This window comes from Yersinia sp. 2541 StPb PI (assembly GCF_052217145.1).
Classification (GTDB): domain Bacteria; phylum Pseudomonadota; class Gammaproteobacteria; order Enterobacterales; family Enterobacteriaceae; genus Yersinia; species Yersinia enterocolitica_E.
Genome location: NZ_JAZGQB010000001.1, coordinates 2,394,437 through 2,411,425 on the forward strand (window position 1 = coordinate 2,394,437; position 16,989 = coordinate 2,411,425).

Here is a 16,989-nt window from a genome sequence, read left to right on the forward strand (position 1 = left end):
GTCGCCTAAGAAATAATCATCTATATGATTTAGCTCAAAAAAAATTATTTAAAATTTAAATTCACAGCAAAAAAAATGTCAAAAAAGCCGTTCTAGAAACATAAAGTTAACATTAGCACTAATACCAGAATAAACACCTACTGATTACAGAGTAATCACTAATAACACCTAGATAAATTCCGCACAAGCCCTACAGAATGATGTGAGCATTTTAACAACAAATAGCGTATTTAGTTTACTCTGAGGGTCACTGAATGATTTATTAAAGATGAGTAAATAAGCCTTAAGCCAAATTATCTTTATAGAGATAGCATTATTGCAGCATTTAAGTGCAATAGATTAAATTACATACATATTCTGCACTAAAATAATGCTTAGATATTTAAATACCAGGCTGAAAAACAGCAAAGGTCACCCGTAATAATACCGGTGACCTACATACCGTGGGATATGGGGATAGATTAAAGTAATCCGGGGAAAATCGCTTTGATACCGGTGACAATAAACTCGATGCCTAATGCCATCAGCAACAACCCCATAATACGCGTTATAACGTTAATACCGGTTTGCCCTAACAGCCGAACCAGCAGCGGAGCCGCCCGGAATAGCAACCAGCAACAGAACGCAAACAAGGCCACAGCCACCGTCAAGCCTAACAAATTCTGCCAGCTGTGATAGCGGGAACTCCAAACAATTGTTGAACTGATGGCACCTGGCCCTGCCATCAGGGGCAATGCGAGTGGCACAACACCGATACTTTCACGGACCGCCGTTTCGGTTTTTTCCTGCTTGTTCTGCTTATCCTCACCGAGTTTGCCGCTGATCATCGACATCGCAATGCTGACGACCAGAATCCCACCGGCAATACGGAATGAGTCGATGGAAATACCAAAAATTTTCAGAATGGCATCCCCCAAGAACAAGGATATCCACAAGATAATCGCCACTGACAGGTTAGCTGTCAGGTTAGTTTTATCCCGCCCAGCCGCTGCCTGATAGCTGGTCATACTGATAAATACCGGCAATATACCTACCGGGTTTACCAGTGCAAATAAGCCAACAAAAAACTTGATGTAACCTGAAAGGTCCAACAATGATTGACTCACACATCACTCCGCGCAATAGCTGATAAAAACGTCACAGATAACAGGCCATTATAATTTAATGCCCCAAGACAACACACCTTATGGCCCGTGCCTGGAAAATTCGCGACAAAAATAATGTCGCTACCATGCAGAATGGCACCTGCATTATTCAAGCCTCTGACCACAGTTCTTTTCACTAAAAATCACCCTTAGGGCGCTCTTCTACAGATGTGCGCGCTAATGTAATGGAATTAGTCATAGGAATCTATGTAATAAAACAGCATTTATACAAGGTAAATTTTTACCGTTTAAAATGATAACTCTTGTTAATGTCCTGTGGTGTTAATGAAGCTTTGACGTCATGAATTATCAATTTATTCATGTTAATGATAATTACTCTCAACAAATAATTGCTGAATGGTGTCAGCTTGACGATTTTGTGATTTAAATCACGAAAAACATACCTAAGAATAGTTAAGCTCTGAGCAGTGGTAGAGAGTAAGTTCACTGAGAAACAGAGTATAAAGGTTGAAAATGATATTTTCCCCCTCATCTTATTCTTAGTGGAACAAAAGCTCTTTCAGTAAATCAGCGGTAAAAAATGGGAAAGTAAGCTATAAAACTAGCTCTATTTGACCTTACGGCATACTAGAGCCTGACTATACTAGTTGCTTCAACAGCTCATTTACTAAAAGAGTTTAACATTATCAGGAGAGCATTATGGCTGTAACGAATGTCGCTGAACTTAACGAGCTAGTAGCACGCGTCAAGAAAGCCCAGCGCGAGTATGCCAACTTTACTCAAGAGCAGGTTGATAAAATCTTCCGTGCCGCAGCTCTGGCTGCAGCGGATGCCCGTATTCCCCTGGCCAAGCTGGCGGTAGAGGAATCAGGTATGGGTATTGTTGAAGATAAAGTGATCAAGAATCACTTTGCTTCTGAATACATCTACAATGCCTACAAAGATGAAAAAACTTGTGGCATTTTAGAAGAAGATAAAACCTTCGGTACAATTACTATCGCTGAACCTATTGGTTTAATCTGCGGTATCGTGCCAACAACTAACCCGACTTCTACCGCTATCTTCAAGGCATTAATTAGCCTTAAAACGCGTAACGGTATCGTATTCTCTCCACATCCACGTGCTAAAGACGCAACCAATAAAGCTGCAGATATCGTGCTTCAAGCCGCTATTGCCGCAGGTGCGCCAGCAGATATTATTGGTTGGATTGATGCGCCAACAGTTGAGTTGTCTAACCAACTGATGCACCACCCTGACATTAACCTGATTCTGGCAACCGGTGGCCCAGGCATGGTTAAAGCAGCTTATAGCTCAGGTAAACCGGCTATCGGTGTTGGTGCAGGTAACACTCCTGTTGTGGTTGACGAAACCGCTGATATTAAACGTGTTGTTGCATCTATCTTGATGTCAAAAACCTTTGATAATGGTGTGATTTGTGCCTCTGAACAATCTATCATCGTGGTTGATTCAGCTTACGACGCAGTTCGCGAGCGCTTCTCTTCCCATGGTGGCTACCTGTTACAAGGTAAAGAGCTGAAAGCAGTTCAGGATATCATTCTGAAAAATGGTGGTTTAAACGCCGCTATCGTTGGTCAGCCAGCAACTAAAATTGCTGAAATGGCTGGCATTAAAGTTCCTAGCAACACCAAAATTCTTATCGGTGAAGTTAAGGTTGTTGACGAGTCAGAACCATTTGCTCACGAAAAACTGTCGCCTACTTTAGCGATGTATCGTGCGAAGAGTTTTGAAGACGCAGTTGATAAAGCGGAAAAACTGGTAGAAATGGGGGGTATCGGCCATACATCTTGCCTGTATACCGACCAGGATAACCAACCTGCACGCGTTAAGTATTTCGGCGATAAAATGAAAACCGCCCGAATTCTAATCAACACCCCTGCCTCTCATGGTGGTATCGGTGACCTGTACAACTTCAAAGTGGCGCCATCTCTGACGCTAGGTTGTGGTTCATGGGGTGGTAACTCCATCTCTGAAAACGTTGGGCCGAAACACTTGATCAACAAGAAAACTGTGGCTAAGCGAGCAGAAAACATGTTGTGGCATAAACTACCGAAATCTATTTACTTCCGTCGTGGCTCTCTGCCTATCGCGTTGGAAGAAGTGGCAACTGACGGTGCAAAACGTGCCTTCATCGTGACTGACCGCTATCTGTTCAACAACGGTTATGCCGATCAAATCACCAGCGTGTTGAAATCTCACGGTATCGAGACTGAAGTCTTCTTCGAAGTAGAAGCGGACCCTACCCTGAGCATCGTGCGCAAAGGTGCCGAGCAGATGAACTCCTTCAAACCAGACGTGATCATTGCGCTGGGTGGTGGTTCACCGATGGATGCTGCCAAAATCATGTGGGTCATGTACGAACACCCTGAAACCCACTTCGAAGAATTGGCACTACGCTTTATGGATATCCGTAAACGTATTTACAAGTTCCCGAAAATGGGTGTGAAAGCGAAAATGATCGCGGTAACCACCACATCAGGTACCGGTTCAGAAGTGACACCATTTGCGGTAGTTACCGACGATGCAACAGGCCAGAAATACCCATTAGCTGACTACGCATTGACTCCAGACATGGCAATCGTTGATGCCAACCTGGTCATGAATATGCCTAAGTCTTTATGTGCCTTCGGTGGTCTGGACGCAGTAACTCATGCTCTGGAAGCTTATGTTTCTGTATTGGCGAATGAATATTCTGACGGCCAGGCTCTGCAAGCGCTGAAACTGCTGAAAGAATTCCTGCCAGCCAGCTACAATGAAGGTGCTAAAAACCCAGTGGCTCGTGAGCGTGTGCATAATGCCGCAACCATCGCGGGTATCGCTTTTGCTAACGCCTTCTTGGGTGTCTGCCACTCAATGGCCCATAAACTGGGTTCTGAGTTCCATATCCCGCATGGCTTAGCCAACGCCATGTTGATTTCTAACGTTATTCGCTATAACGCGAATGACAACCCAACTAAGCAGACTGCTTTCAGCCAATATGACCGCCCACAAGCGCGCCGTCGTTATGCTGAAGTTGCAGATCATCTGGGTCTGAGTGCTCCGGGCGACCGTACTGCACAGAAAATTCAGAAACTGCTGACTTGGTTAGATGAAATCAAAGCAGAGTTGGGTATCCCAGCATCAATTCGTGAAGCTGGCGTTCAAGAAGCTGATTTCTTAGCTAAAGTAGACAAACTGTCTGAAGATGCATTTGATGACCAGTGTACCGGTGCTAACCCACGTTACCCGCTGATCTCTGAGTTGAAACAGATTTTGATGGATACTTATTACGGCCGCGAATTTAGCGAAGAACTTGACCGTGAAGAAGTTGCTGTTACAGCAGCTCCTGCACCAAAAGCTGAAAAGAAAGCCAAGAAATAATAGTAATCTTAATGTGTAACCCCCATTTATAGCTGGGGGTTACACAACAGAAGATATAGCCCCCAATTGCCATTGCTGTTGGGGGTTTCTTTTTATAAGCACACTTAAAAACATTTGGTATATAACCGCTCAAATCGCCATAGTCCGTTCCTACGGACCACGCATCTAATCCCCGGACTAATCTCAATACGGCTTGCCACATCGCCACCAACCCCTGCTATACCCAAGCTAATGCGTTATAACGTCATCCACCGAATCGGCTATTGATTAAGGAGACATTAGGATCAACACCGTGTCTTTTATTAATTTTGTAAGATTGTAGAAAATGTGGCGATAAAGCCAAAATAATGACCCAGTCCAGGATATAACGTTAAACCAAGGCTTTTCACCCCGCATAAATACGAGGGATAAAGCTGTATGGCTTCATATGGCGTAAACTCAGCAAAAGGTTGGTTACCCCACAGCTTCAATAAGAAATCCCGTGAGGCATCCTTGGTGGACAATGAGTATCTAGGAAGGATTTTGGAGAGAAGCCGCTTTAATCGCCTCTTTATAATGGCGGCGACAAACAGAAACGTAGCTTTCGTTACCACCAATAACGACTTGTTCGCCGTCATGCACAGCTCTGCCTTGTTCGTCTAACCGCAGCACCATGTTTGCTTTGCGGCCACAATGACAAATTGTTTTCAGTTCAACCAATTTGTCAGCCCACGACAACAAATATTTGCTACCGGGAAATAGTTCGCCGAGAAAATCGGTACGCAAACCGTAACACAATACCGGGATATGCAGTTCATCCACCACCTGACACAATTGCTGAACTTGCTCTTTGGTCAAAAATTGGCATTCATCTAGCAAGATACAATGAACAGGCTTTTCCTGATGCTCAGTGGCAATAATGGATAATAGTGAAGTTCCACTATTATAAAGCAGCGCCTGTGAGGACAGGCCAATACGCGAACTGACAGTCCCGACACCAAAGCGATTATCTATCTCTGCTGTAAACACCAAGGTACGCATGCCCCGCTCTTGGTAGTTATAAGAAGACTGCAACAGCGCGGTGGATTTCCCTGCATTCATCGCAGAGTAATAAAAATAAAGTTGAGCCATGGGCCCGTAACTCCAGTGGTATAATAAATGGTCACAATGACAACGAGTATCAAGTTTATCATAAATTCAGACTTAACGAGGAGCAGACTACTTCTCTATATTACTGTTTTCTATATTAAGTAATGGTAGCGTTAATGTAGCTGCCGACACTTTCATTTGAAGCACCTTGCTATTATTAGGTACATTACATGACCAATCTCACAATATTGATACAGCGAACGTATGCTGCTTGAACATTAACCAGATTAGGTGAGTGGGATAGCAATAGGGTCGGATAGGATGTACCGCGATTGGTTCATTAATGATACAAGTAATGTATTACCATGGTTAATTGGTAAAATAGTGATAACAAATATTGTCAGAACCTGACAAAACCAATACAGCATGCTTTTTCCCTTACTCAATCTTTCATCATAGCTATATCAATATCGCACTTTTTGCATGATCAGTTATTGCACACGCTAGCACGATAAGTCGTCTATTTTTACTTTATTGATATAAAGCAAACTTATAACTTAGTGAGAAAATCATGTTTTCGCGTAGGGTCATTAGCGAGCAAAATGAACTTTTACGTTAAAAACACTACCGAGAATAACAAACCGCCATCGCTTATTAGTAGCAAGCAGCAACTTTTCGCTAATAAAATACGTAAATTCGAGGATGCTAATCAAATTGTCTATTGCAGAAATTAAAATAGCACTCTATTATTATCCAGACGCCCCCCCACCAATTATAATTTGAGACCAGGACAATGAGCGAAGCGTTAAAGATTCTTAACAACATCCGTACTCTGCGTGCACAAGCGCGTGAATGCACTCTTGAAACTTTAGAAGAAATGCTGGAGAAGCTTGAAGTGGTCGTTAACGAACGCCGCGAAGAAGATTCTCAAGTACAAGCTGAAATTGAAGAACGCACACGTAAATTGAGCCAATACCGTGAAATGCTTATTGCAGACGGTATTGATCCAAATGAACTGCTGCAAACTATGAGTGCAACTAAAGCTACAACTAAAGCTAAGCGTGCTGCACGCCCAGCTAAATATAAGTATGTAGACGAGAATGGCGAAACTAAAACCTGGACAGGCCAAGGCCGTACTCCAGCAGTGATTAAGAAAGCCATTGAAGACGAAGGTAAATCACTGGATGATTTCCTGCTGTAATAGTATTAGTTAATTTACTATTATGATAAAAGTACCCTCCTATTATACGGGGGGTATTTTTTTACCTCCCTCTTGCCCTGCAATCATAGTTAAAATCCTTATCAATACGGCTGTTGAATTAACATACAATTGCCAAGGAGCACCTAACCTAAACATATCGCATTCGATAAATACCCCTTAGTTATCACTGTGCTTGTAAATCTATAAGAATGCTCTGCTAATTTATAACAATACAATAATCGATATAACTGACTAAATTTCCCATAATATTGTGATATATGAGAATCTTGGAGTGAAAGAGTTGTGTCACCCCCGCCCTACGGCATGAAGATTGAGCACAAAACAGAAACTAATTAAGTTTTGTACCCAACACATAAAATCATCTTTAGAACTTATTACGCTCGATTAATCGATGTACCCCGACCAATCCCATAATAGGTAAAACCTCGGCTATTTAACCGTTCTGGATCGTACAAATTACGCCCATCAAAGATAACCGGCTGTTTTAATCGGAGCTTGATCATATCAAAATCAGGTGCTCTAAAATTCTGCCACTCAGTACAAATAATCAGAGCATCCGCCCCTTGTAGCGCTGATTCTTTTGTCCCCATTAACTTTAGGTCATCCCTTGCACCATAAATACGCTGAGCTTCATCCATTGCCTCTGGATCATAAGCTTGAATAATAGCGCCAGCACGCCATAAAGCCTCCATCAAAATCCGACTGGGGGCCTCTCGCATATCATCTGTATTGGGTTTGAATGCTAATCCCCAGAGTGCAAATGTTTTCCCTGCAAGCTGCGAATCAAAATGGTATTGAATAAATTCAGTTAACTTACACTTTTGTTCGTTATTGATTCTCTCCACTGCACGCAACAGTTGCGGCTGATAGCCACAATTTTCTGCGGTACGAATTAATGCTTGGATATCTTTTGGAAAACAGGAACCGCCATAGCCACAACCAGAATAAATAAAATGGTAGCCAATGCGAGAATCTGAGCCAATACCTTGGCGTACTTTTTCGATATCAGCACCGAGCCGCTCTGCGATATTAGCGATCTCATTCATGAAACTGATTTTTGTCGCCAACATACCGTTTGCTGCATATTTGGTCAGTTCTGCACTGCGGACATCCATAATTAACATGCGGTCATGATTTCTGTTGAATGGCTCGTATAGTTCGCTAATTAAATCAATCACACCATTATCATCAGTATCAATTCCGATAACGATACGCTCAGGCCGCTTACAGTCAGCAACAGCAGCGCCTTCTTTTAAGAATTCAGGGTTCGATACCACATTGAAAGCTATATCTTGTCCACGTTGCTGTAAAATCGCTTTAATCCTTTGCTGCACTTGATCCGCGGTACCCACTGGCACAGTTGATTTATCGATAATAACTTTAGGCGCATCCATATATTTCGCAATAGTGCTGGCAACGTCTAACACATATTTAAGGTCAGCCGCACCATCCTCATCAGGAGGGGTACCAACCGCAATAAACTGAATCGTGCTATGAGCAACACCGGCTTCGGCATCTGTTGAAAATCGAAGCCGGCCCTCGTCGTAGTTTTCTTTTACCAATGGCGCTAATCCTGGTTCAAAAATAGCGACACGGCCTTTTTGTAGGTCGGAAACTTTGTTTGCATCGATATCGATACACAGGACATCATGACCAACTTCGGCAAGTACTGCTGCCTGAACCAGTCCTACATAACCGATACCAAAAACCGTCACTTTCATGCAATCAATCCTCACGTTGGAATTCGATAAGAGACACACCGCCGACCATTATCAAGACCTAACCTTAATTTAGCCTGAGGTAGCCAACCTTATTGCCAGCGAATAATAAAAGTTAACTGAAAATTTTCAGCCACAAGTAAGGAGGAAAGTATATCAACCGATATTTCTTACATCTCGGGCATACTCATTGATTGAAACAAATGAGGTTTATTTCGTAGATTCGTTATAGAACCATTGAGACTTGGAGGGTCATAGCAGTGAATAAGTGAGCAAGATACATAAATTACGTGAACTATTTATTGAGTAATACTTTCAAAATATAAACTATTCATCGGCTGAAAGCATCAACCTCAATCGACTCCCTCCTCCCCATACCTGGCATTGCCATGCTTCACAACGCTGACTAATTTGATTTAAATGTGCTGTTTTTAACGTACCTAAAGGCACACCATTACTAAGTTGAATCTGATTTTTACCCGCACTAACATTCGCGTGAAGACCAGCCGAAACCAGAATTAAATTTTTATATTCCACATGATAATAACCAACGAGCAAAGGAAACTGCCCATCCAAATGAGTACGTCTTAGTAACTGGTTAACTTGTTTAAGTAACGTTGACATCTGCGGTAAACGCTGTTGTTGATGTGCCAAATGCTCTTGAAGAATCCCGTTAAATAACACGCGTAATAATAGTGCGGCTAAAATTCCGTTATCCCCGGCGCGGGTGACATCCAGACAATAAAATGCCAGGTCCTTATCTGATAATGCAGCGATATCAAGGACTAATCCCGGTTTCTCGACCATCGTTAACTGCCGGTAATTTACCCGACAGTGTGCAATGGTTTGCTGTGCCGGTGGTTGCAATTGCTTAAGTAACTGCGCTGCATCATGAGGATTCTTACGTAATGCATCCCAATCCTGGATAAGTTCTGTCTCTTCAATTGCATGAGAGGTAAACAGTATGGGATAAAGGCATGCCAGCACCGCTTCACGTAACCGATTTAAATCCACGATCGGTTTCAACAGTACGTCTTTCACGCCCATACGCATGACTTTAGCAATGTCAGTCATCTTATCAGTAGCCGATATAACTAAAATAGGGATCTTTACTCCTTGCATGAGTAAACGCTCAACAAACTCGATCCCTCCCATCTTAGGCATAGCGAGATCGCAGAGTATCAGGTCAGGTGATTGGACCTTAATCTGCTCTAACGCCTCCAGGCCATTTTCTGCCTGCTGGACTGCCGCACCGAGTGCCCTTAGAAACTCAGTGATTACAGTACGGAAGACCGTTTCGTCCTCGACGACTAAAATATTTTTACCTGCTAATGGTTTTTCCATGTACTGCTTCTCTTGCTAACCTTAAACGTAATAGTGGCCCAAAATGGCTGTTTGTGCTTGTCTGAAATTGTTACGTACTGCTTTACTCACACACATTTGTTACTCATCAGCCCCTTACCAAAGGACGTAACTGCTCTATATTTTTCTCCACAGCCAATTGTCCAGCGGCAATGGCTTCATCCGCCCGATGGAAATCCAGCATTGATATTTGTGGGCAGTAGGGCTGGATCAACACATCGGGAGGATCTCCTGCCATACGGTTACGTTTTAATCTGTTCTCCAATACCTGTATTGAGGTAGACATTATCTCCATGGCGCTGGGAACGGCCATCGTTGGATTACCTGACATATTGGTTATTCGTGCTTTTAAGCGCAAATGCCAACTTGCTGGCATCTCCGGGGGTTTACCTTCAGGAGATGATTGTGAGGAAAACAGATCTTGCCGAATCAGATGTGCATCATGTTGCAAATCAACGGCAATCACAATGTCAGCGCCCATTGCTCTTGCCAAAGAAATAGGAACAGGATTGACTACTGCACCATCAACCAACCAATAGCTACCGAAGCGGACAGGAGAAAGCAATCCAGGCATGCTGCATGAAGCCCTAATTGCCTGTTTAATATCCCCCTCAGTAAGCCATAACTCACGGCCCGTCGTTAAGTTGGTTACAACAGACCCAAAGGGCAATTTACATTCAGTAATGTCCTGCACTTCAATTATTTGGTTTACAGCATTAAAAACCCGCTCACCCCGCAGTAATCCGCCACGACGCCAGGAGAAATCCATCAATCGAATAACATCCCAATATTTAAACGAACGAACCCAGCGTTCCATCACATTCAGGTGATCACTGGCATACGCTGCACCAACCAAGGCACCAACCGAACAACCGGCAACAACATCAACTTTGACGCCCATTCTTCCTAGCGCGTTAATGACCCCGATATGTGCCCATCCCTTCGCGGCACCCGCGCCAAGTGCCAGTCCAATCTTAATTTTTCTCATTTTTATTTCGTCCATTTTCGATCAATTTGGCACTTTACCGCTCAACTAAATAAATCAGACTCTGATTTTGTTATCGACACTGCCGCTTGGCTCTTAACGCTAGCACGCAACAACTTAGCGCTCACTCAGAGGAAAAATCCATATTTACTCGCCAGTGCTATAACCCTACTGATTGAACTATAGTTAACATTTATCCTTCTGGTAAATTGATACAAATAGTTTACATTTCATTACTAAGATATAGGCTGTAAGTGGAAGGATATACTGTGAATATTGAAATATGCCAAACCGATCTATTTAATCCAGATCTTATTGCATTAATTGCTCAATTAGATGCGTATCAAGAAGCACTCTATCCGGCTGAAAGTAATCATACAGAGTCGATTGAGAGTATGGCTCAGAAAAAAACATTCGTTTATATTGCAACACGACAAGGTCGCGCTGTGGGATGCGCCATTCTTTTCCAACCCGAAAGTACATATCCTGAGATTAAGCGCGTTTTTGTCATCCCTGACTGCCGAGGTCATGGCATTGCGTCAATGCTAGTTACAGCACTGCTCGAAAAATCTATCTCTTTGAATTTAAAATATGTTTATTTGGAGACAGGGATTCATCAACCTGAAGCGGTAAAACTGTACCAGCGATTAGGCTTTGAATTTACGTCTGAATTTGGTTGTTATCAATACGACCCACTTAGTTTCTATATGGTAAAAACAGTGGCTAGTTGTCACTAAGTAAAAGATAAAACAGAGAGGTAGCACTCAGTTCATTCAGTAACCGTTGCTATTTTTGACTTTATTGCTTTGACACTCGACATAACACAGCAAAATAGCCACTATAGTAGTGGCTATTCAGAGTAAATATTCGGAGTTAAGACAAATTAAAATATTTAATATTATCTAGTAATATAAGATTCAATAAATAGATAATCGCGTTACATGCTGTCATTTCACCGTTAGCTCTCGTGGGCTATAGTGTTATTAACTATAACTCGACCTTTCTCAGAATATTATGAATTCTTACGGATTATTTAGGAAATAATTAACCGTTAATAGTACCAAATGAGACACTCATTTTTTCGAACATAGCGATAACTTTATTGATCAGTTTCATGGGTTGCTCCTGTAAATATCATTATTTTTATGTGATACACATCACGGTTATTAAGTTACTCCATAATGAAACGCCGGTCAACTATTTTTGTGAGCAACATCACAAAACTTAAGTTCACCCCATATCCCGCGCAAAATTATCAACTTTGAACCTCATCCCGTGATTAGGTAAGATAAGGCCCTATTTGCCCCTATTTGATTGCCCGCCTTCTTCTGTTGCTGACCATTCATTCGCAGATAAGATGGCATTATTGGTTTTTCGGAGAAATTTTGTCAGAACAGTGCCCATGTGGCAGCAGCTTTGAATATCAACGATGCTGTGCGCCTTATATCCTTAACACGCAAGTTGCGGCCAAACCTGTAATACTGATGCGCTCACGCTATAGCGCCTATGTAAAAAAGGATGCGGACTATCTGATTAAAACCTGGCATCCAGACTGCAAGGCACAAGAATGGCGAGATGGAATAATTCAAAGCTTCACCAATACTGTATGGCACGGATTAACAGTTATTGCAGAAACTACTGGCAGTCATGATGACGAAGCCTTTGTTGAGTTCATTGCCCGCTTTACTGATCCAAATAATATGCAGATAAGTACAATGCATGAACGTTCCCGCTTCCTTCGAATAAAAGAACACTGGTACTATATCGACGGAGTCCGGCCGTCGGTGGGTAGAAATGATATCTGTCCTTGCGGTTCAGGGAAAAAATATAAGAAATGCTGCGGGCATTAACAGTAAAATCGTTTCATTACGGACCGTAGCATCAAACATTTACATAACATCAAGTACTGTTAAGACAGGATTTACCACCTTATGCCACACCAGAATGTACAAAAGAAAGTGTTACGCACTATATGCCCTGACGCTAAAGGCTTAATCGCAAAAATTACCAATATTTGTTACAAGCACCAGTTGAATATCGTGCAGAATAATGAATTTGTTGATCATCTGACTGGCCGCTTTTTCATGCGTACAGAGCTTGAAGGTATTTTTAACGATACTACCCTGCTGGCAGACTTAGATGATGCTTTACCCGAAGGCACCAACCGCGAATTACATACCGCAGGGCGTCGCCGTATTGTCATTATGGTCACCAAAGAAGCACATTGCCTCGGCGACTTATTAATGAAGAGTGCCTATGGTGGTCTGGATGTTGAAATTGCGGCGGTGATTGGCAATCATGATGCACTACAGAATTTAGTGGAGCGCTTTGATATCCCTTTCCATCTCATCAGCCACGAAGGTTTGACTCGTGATCAACATGACCAACGTCTGATTGAGCAAATTGAACAATACCAACCAGACTACGTGGTTCTGGCCAAATATATGCGGGTGCTAACACCAGCCTTTGTTCAACGCTTCCCTTACCAGATTATTAATATCCACCACTCATTCTTGCCTGCATTTATCGGTGCTCGCCCTTATCACCAGGCTTATGAGCGGGGGGTGAAAATTATTGGTGCCACGGCTCACTATGTAAACGATAGCCTGGATGAAGGCCCAATCATCATGCAAGATGTTATTCACGTCGATCATTCGTACACGGCTGAAGATATGATGCGAGCCGGGCGAGATGTGGAAAAAAACGTTCTGAGTCGTGCTCTGTATCGTGTTTTAGCACAACGTGTTTTTGTTTACGGTAACCGCACCGTTATCCTGTAAGCGCGCAATAAACAGATGTTTTTTGCCCAGATAAACATCTTCAAGAACAAAAAAGCACCGAACAACTTATTTTTTTCATTTCAAGTCTTTACAGGGGCGCTTCATTTGATATGATGCGCCCCGCTTACCAAGACAGTATTGATAAGCAGTTAGGCCAGTGGTGGGGTTCCCGAGCGGCCAAAGGGAGCAGACTGTAAATCTGCCGTCATCGACTTCGAAGGTTCGAATCCTTCCCCCACCACCATTTTTACCTTGAACTTTAAACTTATCCGCAAATTAATAAATCGAGATGAGCATTTAAGGGGAAGGTAAGAACCTTCGACAAGGTAGCATCACAGATACGGCCAAGTATCTTAGTAATAAAAACCACAAATTCAGTGGTGGGGTTCCCGAGCGGCCAAAGGGAGCAGACTGTAAATCTGCCGTCATCGACTTCGAAGGTTCGAATCCTTCCCCCACCACCATCTCCTAGAGTTATTCCAACCCAATAAAAATAATAAGAATCAAAGATACTGCCATCAGGGAAGGTAAGAACCTTCGACAAGGTTCGCGCCGAGCGTAGCGAGACAACGACGCGCAGCGGCGGCCCGAAGGGTGAGGAACGCAGTGACGAATAATCCTTCCCCCACCACCATCTCCTAGAGTTATTCCAACCCAATAAAAATAATAAGAATCAAAGATACTGCCATCAGGGAAGGTAAGAACCTTCGACAAGGTTCGCGCCGAGCGTAGCGAGACAACGACGCGCAGCGGCGGCCCGAAGGGTGAGGAACGCAGTGACGAATAATCCTTCCCCCACCACCATCTCCTAGAGTTATTCCAACCCAATAAAAACAATAAAAATCAAAGATATTACCATCAGGGAAGGTAAGAACCTTCGACAAGGTTCGCGCCGAGCGTAGCGAGACAACCGGCTAATAGTCTAGATAGTTTTATACCATCGTATGAATGTACTCAATAAGTCTATTTAATACACTTGAATGTGAGCGTGATTTATAAAAATATAACTTATTCTCACTTTCAAAACTGGCTAAATTTATAAAATCCAGTTTAGAATCACCATTAAAATCATCCATTATTGAATCTGTAATACATATATAGCGACCAGAGTAAATAAAGTTTAGGCAGCAAGCCAGGTTATCCACCTGCCTAACACTAACTTTATCATGTTGTTTTTTAACTGATTCTTCAAGATTCTTAACAAAGTCACTTCTATATAGTGTCGGGTTGCACAACCAAACATTCTTGTGGAGAATATTTATAATATCTTGACTTTCATTTATTATATCTTTGCGTCCATAGATACCGAAACCACTGTCTGGCACTTCGTTTAACAACGTAAATCTTTCGCTAGAGATTTTTTCTGATGACAGAATAAGTGAATTTCCATCATAGTCTCCAATTTCATCAATATTTTCATAGTAAAATTTAATTATATTAGCTTGAATGTTATTCTTTTCTGCCTCCCGATAGAGTTTTGTCAAGTTCTCACTTTTACCCCAATCGTAGTAAATATTGATGACATTCGATACGTGCCCAGTAAGGTGTTTTTTTGTGATTTCTTTTTCTTGCTGATATAAATCTTTTAGATCATTATATAAAATCTCACCATCCCTTGTTAAACTCATACCAAATTTCTCTCTTTTAAAAAGTTTTTTTCCTATTATATTTTCAAAGTCTTTGATCGACTTTGCTACCGGAGGTGTAGTCCTGTTCATCACCCTTGCGGCCTTACTCAGCGAGCCATTTTCGACTACGGCCATAAAAGCCTCTAGCTTTCGAGATAGAAACATAATTCACTAATCCTTTGCGTAAAAATTTATCAGAAAAAATGACAGGCATGTCAACATGCACAAGGCTAGCTGTAGATAACATTCAACATTAAATAAGTTTATTATATAAATTGCATTTAAAATAATTGAAAGGTAAATTATAAAAATTTATTACTGCGTAGAAATTAATACTTTGATGTCGTTTTTTACGAAAAAACTGTAAGACTCTGTCTATTAGCACCTCAACATTACACATATTTCTAACAGACAACCATTCGTAGTTCTATGATATTTAATAACTATTTTTTATCCACCCCGTTACAAAATCAGTTAACATACGTAGCTGGAATCGGATGGTTCTGGTAGTTAAAATGAATAGCTCCATTACAAAGAATAAAAAAACGATATTTTCACCCTTTAACTTTCAAGGTGGTTACACCGCTAATAGCCCTGCACTACATTCACAAAAAATATATAATTTTAATTTACAATTGATATTTACAAATACAAAACCACCGTTCACGTTCTATTTTAATAGTGACCACATCCAGATGATTAATTTAAAACATAAATAGACATCTGAGTGGCAACTTAAATTTTAATAACTATAAATGGCAAATAGAATTACTAACAAAATTCATTGGTATTATTTTATTTCACTTTCGTTATCAATCGGTATTATCCAATTTCTTTATTCTTTACCTGTGCGTTACATTTTTATTCAGTATCTGCTAATATCTGAAATCATTTTTATCGAATAAACGGTGCTAACCATGAAGTTTGTCTCTTTTAATATCAATGGCCTACGTGCTCGACCACATCAACTAGCGGCGATAATCGAGCAACATCAACCAGAGGTTATCGGCCTTCAGGAAACGAAAGTACATGATGATATGTTTCCCCTTGAGGATGTCAGTCAGCATGGTTACCACGTTTTTTATCATGGGCAAAAAGGTCATTATGGTGTGGCGCTGTTAACCAAAAATGAACCATTGGCTGTTCGTCGTGGTTTCCCTACTGATGAAGAAGATGCTCAACGTCGTATTATAATGGCTGATATTGCAACGCCAAATGGTCCTCTCACTGTTATTAATGGCTATTTCCCCCAAGGAGAAAGCCGTGATCACCCCATAAAATTCCCAGCAAAAGAGCGTTTTTATGCTGACTTACAACAATATCTGGAACAACAACTTTCAGCAGATGCTCAGGTACTGATTATGGGGGATTTAAATATTAGTCCAACTGACCTGGATATTGGTATTGGCGAAGAGAGCCGTAAACGTTGGCTGCGCACAGGTAAGTGTTCATTTCTGCCTGAAGAGCGTGCCTGGCTGGAGCGTTTACAAAACTGGGGGCTGGTTGATACATTCCGTGCAGCTAATCCTGAGTGTAACAATCAATTTTCGTGGTTTGATTATCGCTCCCGTGGTTTTGATGAGAATAGAGGCCTGCGTATAGATTTATTGTTGGCAAGTCAGCCACTGGCTACCCGCTGCGTTGCGACAGGAATTGATTATGCAATTCGCGGCATGGAAAAACCCTCAGACCACGCGCCAGTATGGTCTGAATTCGCGCTCTGATGACATAAGTGGAGGCCC

The 16,989-nt window shown here is 41.9% G+C and carries 12 protein-coding genes, 2 tRNA genes and 2 other RNA genes; 10 read left to right on the plus strand and 6 right to left on the minus strand.

All coding sequences use genetic code 11. The annotated features are described in order from the left end of the window. Positions 1-461: 461 nt before the first annotated feature. Positions 462-1,106: a YchE family NAAT transporter gene (locus tag V1953_RS10640; RefSeq protein ID WP_050101351.1), complete on the minus strand. Its 645-nt coding sequence runs from the start codon at positions 1,104-1,106 to the stop codon at positions 462-464. 699 nt (positions 1,107-1,805) lie between these two features. Between V1953_RS10640 and adhE the strand changes: the two genes are divergently transcribed. Further along, positions 1,806-4,484, plus strand: coding sequence for a bifunctional acetaldehyde-CoA/alcohol dehydrogenase (gene adhE, locus V1953_RS10645; RefSeq protein ID WP_372558958.1), 2,679 nt, complete (start codon positions 1,806-1,808; stop codon positions 4,482-4,484). A 510-nt stretch (positions 4,485-4,994) separates the two neighbouring features. Here adhE and V1953_RS10650 read toward each other — a convergent pair. Beyond that, positions 4,995-5,594 carry a thymidine kinase gene (locus V1953_RS10650; RefSeq protein ID WP_372558957.1) on the minus strand — a complete coding sequence of 200 codons (600 nt, stop codon included), beginning with the start codon at positions 5,592-5,594 and terminating at the stop codon, positions 4,995-4,997. A gap of 751 nt (positions 5,595-6,345) precedes the next feature. On the opposite strand from V1953_RS10650, the gene hns reads away from it, so the two are divergent. After that, complete coding sequence (hns, locus tag V1953_RS10655) at positions 6,346-6,753, plus strand: histone-like nucleoid-structuring protein H-NS (protein ID WP_083158951.1); 408 nt, start codon at positions 6,346-6,348, stop codon at positions 6,751-6,753. A gap of 395 nt (positions 6,754-7,148) precedes the next feature. On the opposite strand, the gene V1953_RS10660 is transcribed toward hns, so the two are convergent. From V1953_RS10660 to rssA, 3 genes are all read right to left on the minus strand, one after another. Continuing rightward, positions 7,149-8,495 (minus strand): UDP-glucose dehydrogenase family protein, encoded by a 1,347-nt coding sequence (locus V1953_RS10660; protein ID WP_083158952.1) that lies wholly within the window; start codon positions 8,493-8,495, stop codon positions 7,149-7,151. 324 nt (positions 8,496-8,819) lie between these two features. Beyond that, positions 8,820-9,836 carry a two-component system response regulator RssB gene (rssB, locus tag V1953_RS10665; protein WP_083158953.1) on the minus strand — a complete coding sequence of 339 codons (1,017 nt, stop codon included), beginning with the start codon at positions 9,834-9,836 and terminating at the stop codon, positions 8,820-8,822. A 106-nt stretch (positions 9,837-9,942) separates the two neighbouring features. Then, entirely contained in the window at positions 9,943-10,842 is a 900-nt protein-coding gene (rssA, locus tag V1953_RS10670) for a patatin-like phospholipase RssA (RefSeq protein ID WP_083158954.1), read from the minus strand. 266 nt (positions 10,843-11,108) lie between these two features. Between rssA and V1953_RS10675 the strand changes: the two genes are divergently transcribed. From V1953_RS10675 to V1953_RS10705, 7 genes are all read left to right on the plus strand, one after another. After that, positions 11,109-11,576: a GNAT family N-acetyltransferase gene (locus V1953_RS10675; protein ID WP_420073316.1), complete on the plus strand. Its 468-nt coding sequence runs from the start codon at positions 11,109-11,111 to the stop codon at positions 11,574-11,576. A 648-nt stretch (positions 11,577-12,224) separates the two neighbouring features. Next, positions 12,225-12,689: a YchJ family protein gene (locus tag V1953_RS10680; protein ID WP_083158956.1), complete on the plus strand. Its 465-nt coding sequence runs from the start codon at positions 12,225-12,227 to the stop codon at positions 12,687-12,689. Positions 12,690-12,770: 81 nt separating this feature from the next. Continuing rightward, complete coding sequence (gene purU / locus V1953_RS10685) at positions 12,771-13,619, plus strand: formyltetrahydrofolate deformylase (protein ID WP_025378136.1); 849 nt, start codon at positions 12,771-12,773, stop codon at positions 13,617-13,619. A gap of 159 nt (positions 13,620-13,778) precedes the next feature. After that, positions 13,779-13,863, plus strand: a tRNA-Tyr gene (locus tag V1953_RS10690). 135 nt (positions 13,864-13,998) lie between these two features. Further along, positions 13,999-14,083, plus strand: a tRNA-Tyr gene (locus V1953_RS10695). A 43-nt stretch (positions 14,084-14,126) separates the two neighbouring features. After that, positions 14,127-14,253, plus strand: a non-coding RNA gene (locus V1953_RS10700) — RtT sRNA. Between the two features lie 43 nt (positions 14,254-14,296). Then, positions 14,297-14,423: non-coding RNA, RtT sRNA (locus V1953_RS10705), on the plus strand. A 128-nt stretch (positions 14,424-14,551) separates the two neighbouring features. On the opposite strand, the gene V1953_RS10710 is transcribed toward V1953_RS10705, so the two are convergent. After that, entirely contained in the window at positions 14,552-15,412 is an 861-nt protein-coding gene (locus tag V1953_RS10710) for a LysR family transcriptional regulator (RefSeq protein WP_083158958.1), read from the minus strand. A gap of 752 nt (positions 15,413-16,164) precedes the next feature. Between V1953_RS10710 and xthA the strand changes: the two genes are divergently transcribed. Continuing rightward, positions 16,165-16,971: an exodeoxyribonuclease III gene (xthA, locus tag V1953_RS10715; protein WP_083158959.1), complete on the plus strand. Its 807-nt coding sequence runs from the start codon at positions 16,165-16,167 to the stop codon at positions 16,969-16,971. Positions 16,972-16,989: the final 18 nt, after the last annotated feature.